General features: G+C 76.1%; 13 protein-coding genes and 1 pseudogene. 2 read left to right on the top strand and 12 right to left on the bottom strand.

Annotation, left to right across the window (positions count from 1 at the left end; all coding sequences use genetic code 11):
- Positions 1-83 precede the first annotated feature (83 nt).
- Complete coding sequence (locus tag ACFXAM_RS05420; RefSeq protein ID WP_380287684.1) at positions 84-1,007, bottom strand: hypothetical protein; 924 nt, start codon at positions 1,005-1,007, stop codon at positions 84-86.
- A 399-nt stretch (positions 1,008-1,406) separates the two neighbouring features.
- On the opposite strand from ACFXAM_RS05420, the gene ACFXAM_RS05415 reads away from it, so the two are divergent.
- Entirely contained in the window at positions 1,407-2,528 is a 1,122-nt protein-coding gene (locus tag ACFXAM_RS05415) for a glycoside hydrolase family 26 protein (protein ID WP_380287683.1), read from the top strand.
- Between the two features lie 14 nt (positions 2,529-2,542).
- Here the strand turns inward: ACFXAM_RS05415 and ACFXAM_RS05410 are convergent, their stop codons facing one another.
- The 9 genes from ACFXAM_RS05410 to ACFXAM_RS05370 form a co-directional block, all read right to left on the bottom strand.
- Positions 2,543-3,709 carry a GNAT family N-acetyltransferase gene (locus ACFXAM_RS05410; protein ID WP_380287682.1) on the bottom strand — a complete coding sequence of 389 codons (1,167 nt, stop codon included), beginning with the start codon at positions 3,707-3,709 and terminating at the stop codon, positions 2,543-2,545.
- Positions 3,706-4,476, bottom strand: a complete 771-nt coding sequence (locus ACFXAM_RS05405) for a hypothetical protein (RefSeq protein WP_380287681.1) — start codon at positions 4,474-4,476, stop codon at positions 3,706-3,708. The genes ACFXAM_RS05410 and ACFXAM_RS05405 overlap by 4 nt, the downstream gene beginning before the upstream one ends.
- 65 nt (positions 4,477-4,541) lie before the next feature.
- A complete protein-coding gene (locus ACFXAM_RS05400) occupies positions 4,542-5,657 on the bottom strand; it encodes a glycosyltransferase (RefSeq protein ID WP_380287680.1) in 1,116 nt (371 codons plus the stop codon).
- 3 nt (positions 5,658-5,660) lie between these two features.
- Positions 5,661-6,596 carry a polysaccharide deacetylase family protein gene (locus ACFXAM_RS05395; protein ID WP_380287679.1) on the bottom strand — a complete coding sequence of 312 codons (936 nt, stop codon included), beginning with the start codon at positions 6,594-6,596 and terminating at the stop codon, positions 5,661-5,663.
- Positions 6,586-8,319, bottom strand: a complete 1,734-nt coding sequence (locus ACFXAM_RS05390; protein WP_380287678.1) for a lipid II flippase MurJ — start codon at positions 8,317-8,319, stop codon at positions 6,586-6,588. The genes ACFXAM_RS05395 and ACFXAM_RS05390 overlap by 11 nt, the downstream gene beginning before the upstream one ends.
- On the bottom strand, positions 8,316-9,635 hold the full coding sequence (locus tag ACFXAM_RS05385; RefSeq protein ID WP_380287677.1) for an O-antigen ligase family protein: 1,320 nt from the start codon (positions 9,633-9,635) through the stop codon (positions 8,316-8,318). The genes ACFXAM_RS05390 and ACFXAM_RS05385 overlap by 4 nt, the downstream gene beginning before the upstream one ends.
- Before the next feature lie 8 nt (positions 9,636-9,643).
- The gene (locus ACFXAM_RS05380) at positions 9,644-11,167 is read right to left on the bottom strand and encodes a sugar transferase (protein ID WP_380287676.1); all 1,524 of its coding nucleotides are present in this window, start codon (positions 11,165-11,167) and stop codon (positions 9,644-9,646) included.
- A gap of 333 nt (positions 11,168-11,500) precedes the next feature.
- Complete coding sequence (locus ACFXAM_RS05375; RefSeq protein WP_380287675.1) at positions 11,501-12,655, bottom strand: glycosyltransferase; 1,155 nt, start codon at positions 12,653-12,655, stop codon at positions 11,501-11,503.
- A gap of 188 nt (positions 12,656-12,843) precedes the next feature.
- A complete protein-coding gene (locus ACFXAM_RS05370; protein WP_380287674.1) occupies positions 12,844-13,284 on the bottom strand; it encodes an SRPBCC family protein in 441 nt (146 codons plus the stop codon).
- Between the two features lie 171 nt (positions 13,285-13,455).
- On the opposite strand from ACFXAM_RS05370, the pseudogene ACFXAM_RS05365 reads away from it, so the two are divergent.
- Positions 13,456-14,354 (top strand): annotated as a pseudogene (locus ACFXAM_RS05365) (HipA family kinase).
- Between the two features lie 137 nt (positions 14,355-14,491).
- On the opposite strand, the gene ACFXAM_RS05360 reads toward ACFXAM_RS05365, so the two are convergent.
- On the bottom strand, positions 14,492-15,982 hold the full coding sequence (locus tag ACFXAM_RS05360) for a S8 family serine peptidase (protein ID WP_380287673.1): 1,491 nt from the start codon (positions 15,980-15,982) through the stop codon (positions 14,492-14,494).
- Between the two features lie 446 nt (positions 15,983-16,428).
- Positions 16,429-17,889, bottom strand: coding sequence for a glutamine synthetase (locus ACFXAM_RS05355; protein WP_380287672.1), 1,461 nt, complete (start codon positions 17,887-17,889; stop codon positions 16,429-16,431).
- Positions 17,890-18,128 lie beyond the last annotated feature (239 nt).

The following is an 18,128-nucleotide window of genomic DNA, read 5'->3' as shown; positions in this document are numbered from 1 at the left end:
GAGAAATCAGCCATGGCGGCTAGTCTACCGGGCCGCGCGGGCGGCCCCGGGGGAATTTCCCGCCCGGGCACCCGGGCCGGGCCCTACTGCGGCCGGGCGCCGTCGTCGCCGCAGCTGCCCACCGGGCGCACGGCGGCGAACGGCTCGGCCGGGCTGCCGCAGGCCGCCTCGGGCGCGGCCGCCCAGGTGTCGAAGACCTTGGGCGTGACGATCGGTCCGTCCGAGATCAGCACCCGGCGCCCGTCCAGCGCCTTCATCTCGACCCCCGGGCCCGCGTTGAGCTGCCAGCCGCTGCTGTCCAGCCGGTAGCCGGAGATCCCGCCGGAGACCTGCTGCCCGGTGCTGTTGGTGCAGGTGCGCGGCACCAGCACCGCGAAGTCGGTGGCCACCGTGCGCTCCGGGTCGTAGACGCAGTTGCCGGCCGGCTTGGAGTTGTAGCGCAGGTCACCGTCGGCGTCCCGGAAACCCATCGTCAGCTCCGGTGTGACCACCGCCACCCAGGGCGTGGACTCCCGGACGGTGCGCAGCGAGGCCGCGGCCCGCTCGGTGGCCAGCTGCTTGCGCTGCTCCTCGGTGCGCTTGTCGGCGCCGGGCTCGCCCGCGCCGCGCAGCCAGTCGGCCAGGCCGGGCACCGCGCGGTGCCAGCGCACCTGCTGGTCGCCGGGCCGCACCGAGGTGACCAGGCCGTCGTCCCAGACCACCACGGCGTTCTCGCCGGCCATCGACAGGTGGAGCGCGGTGGCGCCCTCCCGCTGGTAGGACCAGGCGTGCTCGCCGGTGGCCCGGTGGTACGCCTCCAGGCCCGGGCCCACCCGCAGGTCCAGGGCGGCCGCGTCCAGCGAGGCCGTGGGGTCGGCGCTGGTGTCCGCGACGCCCTTCGCGGCCACCCGGTCGCCGAACGGGACCGGCTTGTTGGCGTGCGCGGCGGCGCCCGCCACAAGGACCAGCAGCACCGCCAGGGCAGGGAGGATCGATCGGGGGCTGAGGGCACGCGACTTCCAGGACACGGGCGGAGCGTACCTTTCGCCGCCCGCGCGAGTCAGCCGGGCTTTCCCGTACGGCCGAACGGCCGAACCCCGTCCGCAGGTTCCCCGCGACCCGCGCGCGCCCGCCCGGCGACCTGCGCGGTCGGGCCCCGCGCCGCCCCGGCCGGCCCCGGCACGGGGCACCCCGGTAGGGCGCCCGGGGCGCCGAGGACTGTTACGGAGGTGATACACGGCACACGCCGGACGGCTCCGGACGGCGTTCGAATATCGCCCACTTTAGGGTGACATTCGGCTTTTCCCCGGGCGCCCGGCCCTACTGTCGGCGAGGGATCCGCCACGCAGCGTGTCCTCCCCGCTCCGCCCCGCCCTGCTCCGCCCCGCCCGTGGCACCGTCCGGGGGCCGCCGCCCGAGGAGACACCATGCGATTCGGCCGCCTGGCGCTGGCCGCCGCCACCCTGCTGCTGCTCGCCACCGCCAGCGTGCCCGCCGGGACACCGCTGGGCCAGACCGAGCGGCACGCCCTCTCCTCCGACGCCGTCGCCCCGCACGGCGCGGCCCCCCGCCCGGCGGTCCAGCGCCCGGCGCACGAACCGCCGTTCGGGGCCTTCGTCGGCTCCTGGGACAACTACATCCCGCAGATCGGCCGGTACGCCCAGTGGCTCGGCGACGCCAACCTCCAGGTCGGCCACACCTATCTGGCGGGCAACGGCTGGGCCGACATCGAGGGCGAGCCGATGGTGCTCGCCATGTGGTCGCAGTGGCGGCTGGCCGAGCCGTCCCGGATGCTCGTGCTCGGCGTGCCGATGCTGGCGCCCAGCGAGGCGAACGTGCCGGACGGCGAGGTGGCCGCACTGCTCGGCCAGGGCGCCCGCGGCGACTTCGACCGGCACTTCCTGAAGCTGGCCCGCCGGCTGGTGGCCCTCGGCGGCGCGGACACCGTGGTCACCCTCGGCTGGGAGATGAACGGCGTCACCTACACCCACCGCTGCAAGCCCGACCCGGCCGCCTGGAAGACCTACTGGCGGCGGATCGTCACGGTGATGCGCTCGGTGCCCGGGCAGCGGTTCCGCTTCGACTTCGCGCCCAACCGGGGGCTGGACGCGATCCCGTGGACCAAGTGCTACCCGGGCGACGACGTGGTCGACCTCGTCGGCATGGACAACTACGACCAGCCGGCCGGCGGCACCTTCGACGACTACGTGCGCGAGCCGTACGGGCTGCAGGACCAGGTCGAGTTCGCGGCCAAGCACGGCAAGCAGGTCTCGTACCCGGAGTGGGGGCTGTTCCGCAACGGGGACAACCCGGAGTTCGTGCAGCGGATGGTGGAGTGGATCCGCACCCACGACACCGCGTACCAGACCGTCACCGACTACTGTCCGCACGGTTTCTGGCAGTGCGACCGCAACCCGCGCTCCAGCGAGCGGTTCCGGCAGCTGATGACGGGCTCCCCCGGAGCGCCGGCCCCGGCCCCCGCCCCGGCCGCGCCGACGCCGCCGGCCGCCCCCGCCGCCCCGGTGCCGCCCGGCCCCGGGGCGCGGTAGCGGGACCGCGGCGGTCAGTCCCGGCGGCGGGCGGCGAGCGCCTCCTTGAGCCGCGGCGCGCGGGTGTCGAGCAGGTGCACCGCGGCCCGCCGGGCGCGCACCGCCCCGCTGCGGGCCGCGGCCGCCGGGGCCGCCCCGCGCGGGCCGAACAGCAGCCGCTGGTTGGGCAGCTGGTCCGGACGCCAGCGCTGCTTGTACGGCTCCTGGCCGCGCAGCAGGCTTATCACCGGGATGCCCGCGCCCAGCGTCTCGTCCAGCGCGGCGCCGAACAGCAGGCCCGCGATGTCCAGCCGCTCCCGCAGCTCCGGGTGCGCGCCGTACAGGTAGAGGCCGCTGAAGGAGGGGCAGAGCAGCACCAGGTCGACCGCCACCAGCTCGCCGTCCAGCCAGAACCGGTGGACGGCCGCGCGGCCGGTGGCGACCAGTCCGACGGTGGACTCGGTGAGGTGCCGGCGGAACCGCTCGGTGCGGTGCTCCGGGGTGACACCGCGCTCCTGCCACTGCAGGAAGTGCAGCCGCAGCAGCCCCTCCAGCGCCTGCGGCACCTCCTGCGGAGCGGTCGCGCGCACCTCCACACCGGACTCGGCGATCTTGCGCAGCTTGACCCGGCTGCGCTGGGCGGTCCGGCCCGGCACCCGCTTGAGCAACTGGTCCATCGGGGCGGCGGGCAGGTACTGGCAGAGCGAGTCGGTGAACCGGCGGCGCCGGCCGTGCCACTGCTCGAACACCCGCTGGACGGCGGCCTCCGGACGCACCTCGCGCAGCTCCAGGCTGTGCCAGGGGCGGGTGAGCGGCAGGGCAGCGGCGAACTCCGCGGCGGCGCGGTCGGCGCAGTCGTCGTCGAGCAGGACGTCGGTGAAGTCGATCAGCCCGGCACCGAGGCCGGTCAGCCCGCCGAACGGTCCGCCGCGCCGGTGGAACGCGCCCGCGCCGACCAGCCGGCCGTCCCGGCGCACCAGGACCACCAGCAGCGCGCCGGGGGTGCCGTACTGGCGCCACCAGGAGCACTGCCAGGCGGCCGACTGGAAGAAGGTGGCCGCCCGGCAGCGGGTCACCAGGTCGTCCCACTCGGCGGCCACCGCGTCGAGGGCGTCGTCCTCGCGGCGCAGCTCGGTGGTCCAGCGCGAGGAGCGGGCCGGGGCGGGGAGGCCGGCGGCGGGGGCGGCGGCCCCGGTGCTCATCGTCCGCTCCCGGCGCCCGCCCCGGCCCCGGCCTCGGCGAGCTCGGGCGCGGGCGCGGCGGCGGGCTCCGTGGTGGCGGGCTCCGCGGCGGGTCCGGCCCCGGCCTCGGCGGCGCGCGGACGCGGGGTGGTCGCGGCCGGCGGTTCCCCGGTCGGCGGCTCCCCGGCGGCGGTCCCGTCGACGGTCCCCGCGGCGGGAGCGCCGGGTGCGGCCCTGCGACGGCGGGTCATCATCACCAGCGCGCCGATCAGCACGCCGGCCGAGCCGCCGACCGCGACGTCCAGCTTCCCGGAGGGCGTGGTCGGCCGCTCCGGCTCCGCGGCGGCGGCCAGCGGAACCAGCCGCACGCCGGTCTCCCGGCTGCTGGTGTTGGCGAAGGCGACCAGCGAACGGGCCACCGCCTCCGCCGCCCGGACGGCCTCCTCGGGCCGGGCCCCGGTGCCGGTGATCTCGATCATCGGGGCGTCCGGCGAGGTGGTGCCGTGCACCAGGGACGCCAGCTCGGCCGTGCGGTGCCCGGTCTCGGCGGCGGCCGTCGCCAGCACCTGCGGCTGGCCGGCCAGCCGGCCGTACGCCTGGGCGAAGTTGACCGCGGCGACGGTCTCGCCCGGGGTCTCGGGCACCACGATCACATAGGAGTTGGCGGCGTACGAGGGGTGGGCGACGACGGCGTACCCGGCGCCGGCGACGGCGCCCAGCGGCACCGCGAGGACCACCGGCCACCAGCGGCCGACCAGCCGGCGGGCGATTCTGCGCGGTTCGGTCATGGGGGACTCCTTGGCTGTGCGGGCCGCCCGGCCGGCGGCCCGGTGGCTGCGGGGGTGCTGCCGGCTCACGCCCGGGCCAGCCGGTCGTAGAGGGCGCCGAGGTCGGCGGCCACCCGGACGATGTCGTAGTGGCCGACCGCGGCGGGCCGGGGCAGCGGGTCGGGGCCGGGGCCGCCGAGGCCGCGCAGCTCGCGCAGCGCGGCCGTGTAGGCGGCGGCCCCGGAGGGGATCCGGCGGGCCTGCGGGGCGGCGCCGGGCGGCAGTTCGTCCAGGGCCGGGCAGGCGCTGTGACGCACCGGCAGGCCGGCCGCGAGCCCCTCCAGCACGCCGAGGCCGAAGGTCTCCTCGGTGGAGGGGGCGGCGAGCACGTCCAGGGCGGTGAGCAGGTCGGGCACGTCGTCGCGCTCACCGGTGAGCACCAGGCGGTCGCGGACGCCGAGGGCGGCGGACCGCCGTTCCAGGGCGGGCCGCTCGGGGCCCTCGCCGACCAGCACCAGGCGGGCCGTGCCGTCCAGCCCGGCCAGCGCCTCCAGCAGGACGTGGAAGCGCTTGCCCGGGACCAGCCGGCCGATCCCGCCGATCACCCAGCTGTCCGGCGGCAGGCCGAGTTCGGCGCGCACCCGGGCCCGGGTGGCGGCCCGGTCGGCGGGCGGGCGCCGGAAGCGGGCGGTGTCGATGCCGTTCGGGATCAGCTCCACCCGGTCCGGCGGGACGCCCCAGGCGTTGAGGGTCCGGGCGACCTGCCGGGAGACCGCGACGGTGGTGGTGCCGAGGCGTTCGGCGGCCAGGTAGAGGCCCTTGACGCCGCGGGTGACCGGGCGGCCCTCGATCACCCCGGCGTGCAGCGAGTGCTCGGTGGCGACCACCGCCCGCACCCCGGCCAGCCGGGCGGCGAGCCGGCCGTACAGCCCGGCCCGGAAGAGGTGGGTGTGCACCAGGTCGTAGCGCCCGGCCCGGACCCGGCCGGCCAGCCGGGGCAGCGCGCCGACGTCCCGGTTGCCGCGCATGCCGAGGTGGTGGACGGTGACCCCCTCGGCGCGCAGCGCGTCGGCCACCGCGCCGGGGTTGGTCAGCGCGAGCACCTCGCAGTGCTGGTGGGCCGGCAGGTGGCGGAGCAGCGGGGGGAGCTGGCGTTCCGCTCCCCCGGAGGAGAGCCCCGTGACGATGTGCAGAACCCTCACCGGTCAGCCGCCCGCCCGCTTGCCCGTCCGGTGACGCAGTTCGGCGACGGTGTCGCGCAGGCGGTGGCGGCCGCGCTTGGCGCGCAGGCGCCAGGCGCCGTCGCGGTCGCCGACGTAGCAGCGGGGCAGCGCGAAGCGGCCGGTGAGCGGGGAGTGCGCGATCGCGCAGGCGTAGTCGTAGCCGGCGTCCCGGACGGCCTGGGCGGCGGCCGCGTCGACCGCGCCGTACGGGTAGCAGAAGCCGGTGACCGGGCCGCCGACGACCTCTTCCAGGACCCTCCGGCTCTCCCGGGTCTGGGCGGCGAGCACGTCGGCGGGCAGGCCGGTCAGCGCCTGGTGGCCGAGGCCGTGGGAGCCGATCTCCCAGCCGGCGGCGGCGAGGTCGGTGACCTCCTGCACGGTGAGCAGGGTCTTCCGGGGGCCCTCGCTGTCCCAGTCGTTGGCGCGGCCGAGCAGGTCGGCGACCACGTACGCGGTGGCGGTGAAGCCGTAGGCCTGGAGAATCGGTACGGCGTGGCGGGCGAAGTCGGCGTAGCCGTCGTCGAAGGTCAGGCCGACCAGGTTCTCGGCCCGCCCGGCCGCCCGGGCCCGCATCAGCTCGCGCACCGAGACCCCGCGCCGTCCGCGCCGGTGCAGCCAGGCGATCTGCTCGGCGAACCGTTCGGGGCTGACGGTCAGCTGGTAGGGGTCCTCCTTCTCGACCGCCACCGAGTGGTACATCAGGATCCACGGCGAGGTGGTCCCGGTGACCGGCGCCTCGGGCAGCGGCCGCCGGCTCCCGGGCAGCCGGGCCGGGGGTCTGCGGATGCCGGAGGGCGGCGCGCCGGTCCGTGGTGCGTCGGCCCGTGGCAGGTCGGTGCGCGGGCCGCCGGCCACCGGTGCGGCGGGGCCGCGCACACCGGACGGGACCGACCGGACTGATCCCCGTTCAGCATCCATGGGGAGGCTTCCCTTCATCGGCGACAGGAGACGGTCCTGGGTCCGGTCCCAGGACCCGCAGGGCGGCCCGGACCGGGCCGCGCACCTCGCGGGCGCCGAGGCCGGTGCCCAGGGCGGCGAAGGCCAGCGCGACGGTGAGACCACCGAGCGCGGTGGACAGCAGGGGGTCGGCGGCCAGACCGGCGGCGGGCGTGCCGAGCGCGGCGGCGCCGGCGGCCGCGGCCAGCAGCCGGGCGTGGCCGCCGAGGACCCGCCGCAGCCGCAGCGGGATGCCGCGCAGCACCAGGCCGTGCAGCAGCAGCGCCGCGGTGGCGGTGATGCCGGCCGCGTTGCCGGCGGCCAGGCCGAGGGCGCCGAACCGGGGGGTGGCGAGCAGGCCGACGGCCACGGTGACGACCAGGCCGAAGGCCATGGCGGCGGCCGGGTACCAGTCGAGCAGCCGGCGTCCGCCGTCCTCGGGGCTGGGGTCGCCGGCCCGGCGCACCACCGGGCGCAGCGAGAAGTAGGGGCGGATCATCACCCCGATCAGGGCCTGGGCGAGCAGTCCGAAGCTGTAGACCCGGATGACGGCGGCGGTGGCGGCGGTGTCCCGGGGGCCGAAGGCGCCGCGTTCGAAGAGCAGCGCGACCACCGAGGGCGCGCAGGCCATCAGGAAGGCGGTGCCGAGCAGGACGACGGCCGCCGCCTGGCCGAGGTCCTTCTCCACCCGGTCGCGGGCGGCGGTGACGTCCCCGGCGGCGAGTGCCCGGGCGACCAGCGGGAAGGTGACGGTGCAGATCAGGATCCCGGCGGTCATGGCCAGCTGGGAGACCTTGGCGGCGTAGTTGAGGTGCGAGATGGTGCCGGGCGGCAGCGCCGAGCCGAGGAACCGCTCGATGAAGACCTGGGCCTGGCGGGTCAGGGTGAACACGCCGACCGGCAGCAGGGCGAGCGGGATCAGCACCAGGGCGTTGCGCGAGTGCCGGCCGCGGGCCTGGCGTCCGCCGCCGCCCCGCAGCCGGCGCAGGAACGGTCCGACCAGCAGGCCGGCCATCAGCAGGCTGCCGAAGGCCACGCCGATCGCGGCGGCCCGTACGCCCCAGAGCGCGTGGCAGGTGAGCAGCACGCCGAGGATGCCGAGGTTGTAGGCGACGTAGATGCCGGCCGGGGCGGTGAACCGGTGGTGGGCGCGCAGGGCGGCGGCGAGGTAGCCGGCCACGCCGAAGGGCAGCACGGTGATCGCGGTGATCCGGGTGCAGGTGACGGCGAGCCGGGGGTCGGCGAGGCCGGGGGCGAGCAGGTCGACCAGCCGGGGGGCGCCGAGCGCGGCGCCCAGCGAGAGGGTGGAGAGGGCGAGCAGCAGCCAGGGCAGGGTGGCGCGGACCAGCTGGCGGACCGGGTCGGGGCCGTCGGGGCGTTCCTCGCGGAGCACCAGGGCGAGTGCGAAGGCGGGCACCATGAGGAAGGACATGGCGTCCTCGATGAGCAGCGGTGCGGCGGTCTCGGGGACGGTCCAGGCGACCAGGAACGCGTCGGTGCCCTGGTTGGCGCCGAAGTAGCGGGCGAGCAGCAGGTCGCGGAGCAGGCCGAGGGCGGAGCCGGCGGCGCTGAGGACGGCGGTGACGCCGAAGGCCCTGGCGAGGAAGCCGCGGCGGGGGCCGGCGGCGGGCGCGGCGACGGGCGGCGCGGGCCGGGGGGCGGGCAGCGCCGGGGGGCCGAGCGCGGTGGGCCGGTCCGCGGTCATGCGACCGCCTCGCGGGGACGCGCGGCACGGGCGGCGAGGCCGAGGACGACCGAGGTCAGCACGGTGGTGGTGCCGCCGATGTCGGCGTAGAGGAAGTCGACCAGGACCCAGGTCAGCAGCGCGAGAGCGGCGAGGCCGGGGCCGCGGGCGGTGCGCAGGCAGCCGAGGAGCAGGCCGAGGAAGAGCAGGCCGTAGGCGGCGATGCCGACGAGGCCCTGCTCGCTGAGCACCAGGAAGTACATGTTGTGCGGGGAGAGCAGCGGTTCGCGCTGGAAGCCGATGGTGGCGTCGGCGGCGTCGCTGCCGGAGGAGAGCCGCAGCGGGGCGTGGCTGTCGCGCAGTTGCTGGAAGGCCTTGGGGCCGGCGCCGGAGACGGGGTGGTCCTGCCAGATCCGCCCGGCGGTGGCCCACAGGTCGTAGCGGTCGGAGACCGACTGGTCGGGGGCCTCGGAGACGGAGCCGATCGAGCTGAGCCGGGCGGTGACGCCGGAGCCGCCGAGGCCGAACCCGCCGACCAGGACGACGGCGGCGGCCGCGGCGAGGACGGCGCCGCGCACGGCGAGCCGGGCGTCGGCGCGCAGCAGCAGGACGCCGGCGGCCACGGCGGTGGCGATCCAGCTGCCGCGGCTGAAGGAGACGGCGAGCGGGAGGACGAGGAACGCGGCGGTCGCGAACAGGGCCCGCCGCAGCCGGGCGTTGCCGTCCGGGCCCCGCTCGGCGATGCCGAGGGCCAGGGCGGCGAGCAGGCCGTAGCTGACCACGGTGGACATCGCCATGATGTCCAGGGCGCCGAAGGTGCCGACGGCGCGGATCGGGCGGCCGGTGTAGGAGGCGCCGGTGCCGGTGAGGAACTGGTGGGTGCCGACCACGCCCTGGACCAGGGCGGCGGCCACGAAGGAGCCGAGGACGAGCCGCTGGTCGGTGCGGTCGCGCAGGGCGCACAGCACGGCGGCCGGGACGAGCACGAAGACCTGGGTGAGCCGGACGAAGCCGGTGAGGCTGGTCGCCGGGTCGGTCGAGCCGACGGTGGCGACGGCGGCGGCGAGCACGACCGCGCCGAACCGCACGGCGTCGCCGCGCCCGATCGCGGGGGTGCGGCCGCGCAGCAGGTGCACGGCGGTGAGCGCGACCAGGGCGAGCGAGGCGAGGTCGGCGGCGGTGACGTGGACGGCGGCGGCGACGTCCTTCTCCCCGGTGGGGACGCAGACCAGCAGCACGGTGGCCGCGGCCACCAGGCTGGGGCGCCGGTCGACGACGCCCCCCGCGCGCCGTAACAGCCCGGCGGGGCGCGGGGGTGCGGCGAGGGTCAGGGCCACGGCGTTGATCAGCTCCCGTCCGGGTGGAGCATGAGGGCCGCGGTGCGGCACAGGATCTTGACGTCCTGCCAGAGGCTCCAGCTCTCGATGTAGCGGTTGTCGAAGCGGGCCCGGTCCTCGATCGAGGTGTCCCCGCGCAGGCCGTTGACCTGGGCGAGGCCGGTGAGGCCGACCGGGACGCGGTGGCGGTCCGCGTACTCGGGGTAGGCCTGGCTGAACCGCATGACGAAGTAGGGGCGTTCGGGGCGCGGGCCGACCAGGCTCATGTCGCCGCGCAGCACGTTCCACAGCTGCGGGAGCTCGTCGAGGGAGCTGCGGCGCATCAGCCGGCCGACGGTGCCCATCCGGTGGTCCTGGGAGATGTTCCAGCGGGTGGCGGACTCGTGCTCGTTGCTGGGGCGCAGGGTGCGGAACTTGAGGACGGTGAAGACCCGGCCGTCGAGCCCGGTGCGCTGCTGGCGGAACAGGACGCCGGGGCCGGTGTCGAAGCGGACCGCGAGCGCGCACAGGGCGAGGACGGGGGCGAGCAGGAACAGGCCGATCGCGGCGGCGGTGACGTCCAGGGTGCGCTTCGCGGCCCAGCCGGGGCGGCGCATCGCGGCGCGGCCGACCGGCAGGCAGGGGAAGCCCCAGACGTGGTCGGCGCCGGCCAGCCGCCCGGCGGCGAGCGAGCCGTACTCGCGCAGCGCGGGGACCAGCCAGACCTGGCAGCCGAGCCGGGCGGCGTCGCGCAGGGTCGCGGCGGTCTCGGCCTCGTCGGCGGCGCCGGCGGTGGCGACCACGTGGTGGACGCGGTGGCGGCGGACCTCCCGCTCCAGGACCTCCCGGCCGCCGAGCACGGGCAGGTCGGTGTCGCCGGCGAACAGCGGCGGGTCGGCGTCGAGGAAGCCGACCGGCCGCATCCCGTACTCGCCGCGCTCGCTGAGGGCGGCGGCGACCCGGCGGCCGAGCCGGCCGGCGCCGAGCACCAGGACCGGGCTGGGGCGGTTGCGCCGGACCCGGCGCACCAGGTGGTAGAGGACGGCGCGGCCGCAGACGGCGAGCACCAGCTGGGTGCCGAGCAGCACGGTGAGCCGGGCCGGGGTGGCGGGGCCGGAGGCGGGCCAGTGGCCTTCCAGGCAGCCGGCCAGGCTGATGGCGAAGGCGGTGGCGACCAGGGCCCGTGCGGTGAGGGCGGGCAGTTCGTCGAGCACCGAGAGGGTGAGCCGGGTGCGGTAGAGGCCGCCGGCCAGGTTGAGCAGGATCAGCAGGGGCAGCAGGGCGGCGACGCCGAGCAGCGGTGCGACCCGGACGGCGGGGTCCAGGGCGCGGTTGGCGGTGCCGGTGGCGGTGCAGAGGGCGAGCGCGTCGACGGCGACCAGGGCGGCGGGCAGCGCGAGCCGGGAGCGGACCGGGCGGCGGTGCCGACGGGCCGGCGGGGCGCTGCGGACCTGGGCGGAGCGCGTCGGGCGGTCGAGCAGCCCGGTGGCGGGGCGGCGCGGGCCGGACAGGGAGCGACCGGGCCGTGGCACGCTGTCGTGGTCAATGGTCATCGGCGGACGAACTCCCCTGCTGTGTGCCCGGGGTGACGGCGGTCCGGCACGGGGTGGCCCGGGGTGGCCGTCCAGGCCCGGTGAGCGCGGTCCTGACAGCACCTGCTACCGCTGGCGACTTTCGGTTTTCTCGCGAATTCCCGGCGTGAAATCGAAACGAAGCAGGCAAAATCAGACGTTACCGAAAACCGGCTTGAATGCTGGAAGTTGACTTGCCGTTTCATTCCAGCCGCCCATTAATAGGTATGTCTGATTTGGCCCTCACCCACAACCGGTGGAGGGTGCGAATACGGCAGCGCCGAGGCGGCGGGGCATTCACGGCATGTGAAACGATCAGATCCGCTGCGGGACACGGGCGCGGCGCCGCCCGGGCACCCGGCCGGCCCCCAGCAGGTCGCGGTAGAGCGCGTCGACCTGTTCGACCACCGATCGAACGTCATGACGGGCCGCGGCGTGCTCGCGCAGCCGGGTGCCGCGTCGCTCGCACTCGATCGGATCGGACAACGCTTCCGCCATCCGGGTGATGAGCGCGGACACGTCCTCCGGCGGCACCAGCGCGGACGCGCGTTCGGACGGCGGCAGGCACTCCCGGGCCCCGGGCACGTCGGTCAGCAGCACCGGCCGCCCGCAGGCCATCGCCTCCAGCGGGGCCAGCGCCATGCCCTCCCAGCGCGAGGGCAGCACCACCAGGTCGGCCGCGGCCAGCCAGGGCCGCGGGTCGGCGACGTCCCCGACCAGCCGGACCCGGGAGCCCTCGGCGCTCTCCCGGACCATGGCGGCCAGCCGGGCCGCGTCCGGGCCGCCGCCGACCAGCGCCAGCCTGGCCCCCGGCACCCGGCGCCGCACCTCGGGCCAGGCGGTGAGCAGCACGTCCTGGCCCTTCTGGCGGCAGAGCCGGCCCACGCAGACCGCGAGCGGCCCGGCCGGCTCCAGGCCCAGCGCGATCCGGGCGGCCCGGCGGTCGGCGGGCGCGTGGTGCCGCACGTCCACGCCGTTGGGCACCACCGCCCAGTCGGCGTGCAGGCCGGCCGCGACGCCGTCGGTCCGCTCCTGGACGGATACGCAGAGCAGCCGGTGCGCCCAGCGGGTCGCGTACCGCTCCCAGCGCAGGGTGGCCGCGGCGAGCGGGCCGTCCACGGCGGCGAAGGACCAGGCGTGCGGCTGGAAGACGGTCGGCACCGCGCCGCGCACGGCCAGCCGGCCGGCCAGCCCGGCCTTGGCGCTGTGCAGGTGGAGCACGTCGGGCGCGGCGGCCCGGACGATCCGGCGCAGCCGCCAGGCCTCGGCCGCGGTGGTGGCGCCGGGCGGGCGCCGGGCCGGCCAGTCCTGGACCAACGCGCCCACGGCGGCGGCCTCCTCGGCGAGCCGGCCGCCGCGCGGGCAGGCGACCAGCACCCGGTGGCCGGCCTCGCGCTGGCCGCGGACCAGGTCGACCACGACGCGGGCCACTCCGCCGTCGACGGGCTGCGAGATGTGAAGGATCGTCATATGCACGGCGGCGAGCCTAGGGTGGCCGCGGCGCGCACGGAGGCCTCGTCACCCGCAGGTGGCGGGGCGTCCACCCGTACGGCGCGTCGCTCGTACGGGTGGACGAACTCGTCGAATTCCTGGACGAGTTGAGGGGGAGGTCCGGGAGGACGGAACTCCGGTGGGCTCCGCCGGAGCCCGGGCGGGGCTCAGCGCACCTCGGCGGCCAGGTTGGCGAGCACCTGGTCGTGGATCCGGTTGAGGCCCTTGGGCGCGAAGGTCCGCTCGAAGAAGCCGCCGATACCGGTCGCCCCCTGCCAGGTCGCCGTGACGGTGACCTTGGTCCGGCCCTCGCCGGCCGCCGCGACGGTCCAGGTGATCACCATGCTGGAGTTGGCGTCCTTCTCCACCAGCTGGTCCGGGCGCGGGGACGAGACGGTGAACAGGCAGTCGCGGATCCGCTTCTCGGTGGCCTGGAGCTTCCAGTGCACCTGGGTGCCCGCGCCGGTGCCGCCGACCCGGACCTCGTACTCGCTGTACTGCTCGGGCAGCAGCTTGGGGCGGGTCACCTGGTAGTCGGCCAGGACCTCGTACACCCGCTCGGGGGCCGCGTCGTAGACCCGCTCGGTGGTGGCCTGCACCTGTCCCATGGTCGTGCTCTCCTTGTACGGTCGTCCGGCGTGCGGTCGCCCGGCGTGCGGTCGTCCGGCGCCGGGGTGTCGTCCGGGGTGTCGTCCGGGTGGTCCCGGCAAGCCAATCACAGCGGGCCGCCGGCGGCGGGCGGCGCCCTCCCGCACGGAGCGGGCGTTAGGGTGGCGGATGTGCTCGAACAGGTGACAGCAGTGCGCTACGTCGACCCGCTGCGGGCCGGCGGTTCCGTCCCCGGCGTGGTGGAGACCGACGACCTGGGCACCTACGTGGTGAAGTTCACCGGGGCCGCCCAGGGCCGCAAGGCGCTGGTGGCGGAGGTGATCGTCGGCGAGCTGGCGCGCCGGCTCGGCCTGCCGGTGCCCGAGCTGCGGCTGGTGGACTTCGACCCGGCCGTCGCCGACGGCGAGCCGGACCCGGAGATCCAGGACATCCTGCGGGCCAGCCGCGGGATCAACCTCGGCATGGACCTGCTGCCCGGCGCCCGCGACTTCCGGCCCGGCATGATCGAGGTCGACCCGGTCGAGGCCGGCCGGGTGGTCTGGCTGGACGCGCTCACCGGGAACGTCGACCGGACGGTGCACAATCCCAACCTCATGGTCTGGCACCGCAGGCTGTGGCTGATCGACAACGGCGCCGCGCTGGTCTTCCACCACCGCTGGTCCGCCGCCGAGGCCTCCGTCGGCAAGCGGTACGACCTCAGCGCCCACGCCCTCGGCGGGTACCACCCGGACGTCCGGCTCGCCGACGAGGAGCTCGGGCCGAAGGTCACCGTCGGGCTGCTGGAGGAGGTGGTGGCGCTGGTGCCGGACGCCTGGCTGGCGGACGAGCCGGGCTTCGGCTCGGTCGGGGAGCTGCGCCGGGCCTACGTGAACCAGCTGGCGGCGCGGGCGGTGCTCTCCGCCGAGTGGCTGCCGGAGGGGTTCTCCACCCCCGAGCAGCTGCGCGAGGCGGAGCGGCGGCGGGCGGCGCGGAGCAGGGCGGGGCGGGGCGGCCGGCCTGGCTGCAGGAGGTGCCGGACCTGCACGGCAAGCCGTCGGTGGAGACGGTCTGGGAGCACCACTTCGAGTGAGCCGGCGGCGCCGGGCCGACGGGGCGGCACGCGTCACGGCCGGCGGGGCCGCACGCGGGGCGGCACGCGGAACGGGGGCGGGACTCGAAAGTCCCGCCCCCGTCGCGCGTTCAGGGTGTCAGCCGGTCAGCCGTGGCTCACCGCCACCACTGGGCCGCCTTCTCGGCGTTGATGATGCCCGCGCCGTAGAAGCCGTTGTCGTCCGCGCCGCCCTCGCAGGTGGCGGTCCACTCGCCGGCGCCGCCCGGGTTGTACGGGGCGGTCGGGCAGGCGTGCGACTCGGCCTGGTTGGTCAGCAGCTCGGTCAGCTCGTCCGCGTTGGCCCACGGGTGGGTGCTGGCGAGCAGGGCGAGCACGCCGGCGGCGTGCGGCGAGGCCATCGAGGTGCCCTGCATGTAGCCGTACTTGCCGCCCGGGATGGTCGACAGCACGCGGCCGTTCTGGTCCGGGGTGTTCGGGATCTGGTAGCGGCGGTCGCCACCGGGGGCGGCCACCGTGACCTTGTTCTTGCCGTAGCTGGAGTAGTACGACTTCTCGCCGTTGACACCCACCGAGGAGACCGCCACGACGCCGTCCAGCTCGGTCGGCAGGTTCAGGCAGTCCTGGGTGATCGGGCGCTCGGCCGGGGTGGTGTCGTCCGGGCTGGCGACGTCCTTGGTCTTGTGGGCCAGGTCGATGTTCTCGTTGCCCGCGGCGGCGACGTTGAGGACGCCCTTGCGCTGCGAGAACTCGACGGCGCGGCGGACGGCGGTGGTGATCGCCGCCTGGTCGGCGTCGTTCTGGCAGTTGAACATCCACGGGTCGACGAAGTAGCTGTTGTTCGTGACCTTGAACTTGTGCTCACCGGCCCAGACGAAGCCGCAGATGGCGTACTCCGGGTAGATGAAGCCGCCGTCGTCGACGACCTTCACCGCGGCGAGCTTGACGTTCGGGGCGATGCCCTCGATGCCCTTGCCGTTCTTGGCGGCGGCGATGGTGCCGGCCACGTGGGTGCCGTGGTCGCCGTCGACGCCCGGCTGCCAGGCCTCCCAGGCGGTGTTCGGCTTGCCGCCGTCGATGCAGGAGACCGACTGCGAGGCGTCGATGTTGGCGGCGAGGTCCTCGTGGGTGCCGTCGATGCCGGAGTCCAGCACGCCGACGGTGACCTTGTTGCTGCCCAGGGACAGCTTGTGGGCCTTGTCCACGCCGATCTGGCGCATGTCCCACTGGTTGGCCCACAGGGGCTCCTCGCCCGCGGCGGCGGTGCCGGCCGGAGCGGCGGCGACCTCGGCGACGCGGTCCTCGGAGGCGGTGATGCCCTTGGTGCGGCTGGCGCCGACCGACTCGACGCCCTTGGCCTGCCGCAGCTTGGCGGCGAACTGGGTGTCGTTCGAGCGGGCGATCACCACGCCGATCTGCTCGTACGAGTACACGACGGTGCCGCCGAGGGTCGTGATCGCCTTCTCGACCTTCTGCACCTGACCGTGGTTGGCCTTGGTGTTGACGACGTAGCTGAGCAGCGGACCGGTCGTCGACTCCGACCCGGAGGCGGCGACGGCGGTGCCGGACGGCAGCGCGAGGGCGCCGGCGGTGGCGAGGACGAGGCCCACCGCCGCATACCGGGTCCGGCTGATCCGAGGAACACTCATAGGGGTTGGCCCTCCCGAGTCGTCATGCAGCAGCTGCGGTTGGCAGGTGCACTTGGAATGATCGGGACGTTAGTGAACAAGTGTTGCAATCCGCAAGAGGTAGTCATCTAATCGCCACAAGTCGGCCACTGGCGGAAGGTATGACTCCGCTTCTGCTGGGCAGGAGGGGTCGCCCGGCGGCCGTGCGGGCACAGCTCGCCGGAAGGCACACCCTAGTCAGCCGGGCCGAGGGCGGAACAGGCGTCCGGGGCGGCCGGAAACGGCCAGTGGCGGATCGCCGCCAAGCGGGGGCGGCGGACGGTCAGAGCGCGTACAGTCGCCCGGCATCGGCCGCGGGCAGCCGGACGGACCCGGCGGGCGGCCCCGCCGGGGCAGCGCCGGCGAGCCCGGCCCCCGGCACGCCGTGGCCGTGGCGACCGGCCGGCACGGGGGCGCCGGGAGGTCTCCTAGTACCGCCAGCGGGTGGCGGCGGCCAGTTCCTCGGGGGTGGCGGTGGCGTACTGCTCGCTCTCGGCCTCGCGGACGGCGAGCACGGCGCCGTGGAGCGGCTCGCCGAGTGCCTCGCGCAGCAGGGCGGAGGCGCGGTAGGCGGCGAGCGCCTCGCCCGGGCCGGTGGGCAGCCGGGGGACGGTGCCGGGGGCGGCCTGCGCCGGGTCGCCGGTGAACTCCGGCGGCAGCGCGAGGCGTTGGTCCAGCCCGGCGAGGCCGGCGGCGAGCACCCCGCCGACCGCCAGGTAGGGGTTGGCGGTGGCGTCGAAGCACTTGATCTCGGCGTTGGCGGCGGAGGCGCGCTCGCCGGTGGAGCCGGTGACCAGGCGCAGCGCGGCCTCCCGGTTCTCCAGGCCCCAGCACTGGTAGGCGCCGGCCCAGTGCGAGGGGACCAGCCGCAGGTAGCCGGCCGGGCTGGAGCAGCCGAGCACCAGCAGTTCGGGCAGCGCGCCGAGCACCCCGGCGAGGAAGCCCTCGGCCTCGGCGGTGAGGCCGTGCGGGCCGGGGCCGCCGTGGGCGAGGTTGTGGCCGTCCCGCCAGAGGCTGAGGTGGAGGTGGCCGCCGTTGCCGACCCCGCCGGCCTCGACCGCCGGGGCGAAGGAGACCCGCAGGCCGTGCCGGGCGGAGACGGCGCGCACGGTGTGCCGGACCAGCACGGAGGTGTCGGCGGCCTCGACCGGACCCTCGGGGGCGACCGAGACCTCGAACTGCCCGGCCGCGTACTCGGGGTGGATCTGGAGCACGGTCAGGCCCTGCTCGCCGAGGGCGTGCAGCACGTCGCGCAGGTAGTCGGAGAGCTCGGTGACCCGCTGCATGCCGTAGGCCGGGCCGGCCGTCGGGTAGCGGGGCTCCTCCCCGGGCGGGCCGGCCAGCGCGGCCACCCACTCGATCTCGATGCCGGCCTTCAGGGTCAGCCCGCGCTCGGCGGCGGCCGCGACCGCGCGGCGGGCGAAGAGTCGCTGGCAGCCCGGGTGCGGGGCGCCGCCCTGGGTGTAGCGGTCCCCCGGCGCCCAGGCCCAGCCGGGCTGGGCGGCGAGCGGCACGATCCGCTCGACGTCGGGGTAGAGCCGCAGGTCCCCGGTGGGGCCGCCGATGAGCGGGCTGGTGACGACGGTGTCGTCGGCGAGGAAGACGTCGAAGCAGGGGGCCGTGCCGATGCCCCACTGGGCGGCGTGCACCAGGCCGCCGAGCGGCACCGCCTTGACCCGGGCGATGCCGGCGTTGTCCACCCAGGTCACGGCGACCGCCTCGACCCCGGCGGTGCGCAGCCGGTCGACCGCCGCCTGGGCCCGCTCGCCGCGCTCGGCCCGGTCGGCCCGGGGCGGCGGCACGGCGCCGTCCTCGGCGTGCCCGCCCGCCCCGGGGACGGACCCGGGGGTGGGCTCGGGACGGTCCGTGGCAACGGCTCCAGTGGTCATGCCCCCATGCTGCCCAGCGCCGCGGGGGCGCGTAACTCCCCTATCGGGTGGTCCGAACGGACGTCCGTCCACCGCCCTCACCCGCACGGGTGATCGCCCGCCGCGAGCCGTGGAAATCCGGCCCGCCGCCCCCCTTCCTACCGGCGAGTAGCTTCGCTACAGTGTCGGCACGCACCACCGTCGGGCTTCGGGAGCCGCACCGACGGGGGCGCCGTCCGCCGTGCGGGACTCGCGCGGAG

The sequence above is a fragment of the Kitasatospora sp. NPDC059462 genome (assembly GCF_042749955.1).
Taxonomy (GTDB): domain Bacteria; phylum Actinomycetota; class Actinomycetes; order Streptomycetales; family Streptomycetaceae; genus Kitasatospora.
Note: the sequence above shows the minus strand (reverse complement) of the source record. Positions and strands in the feature narration are given on the sequence as shown.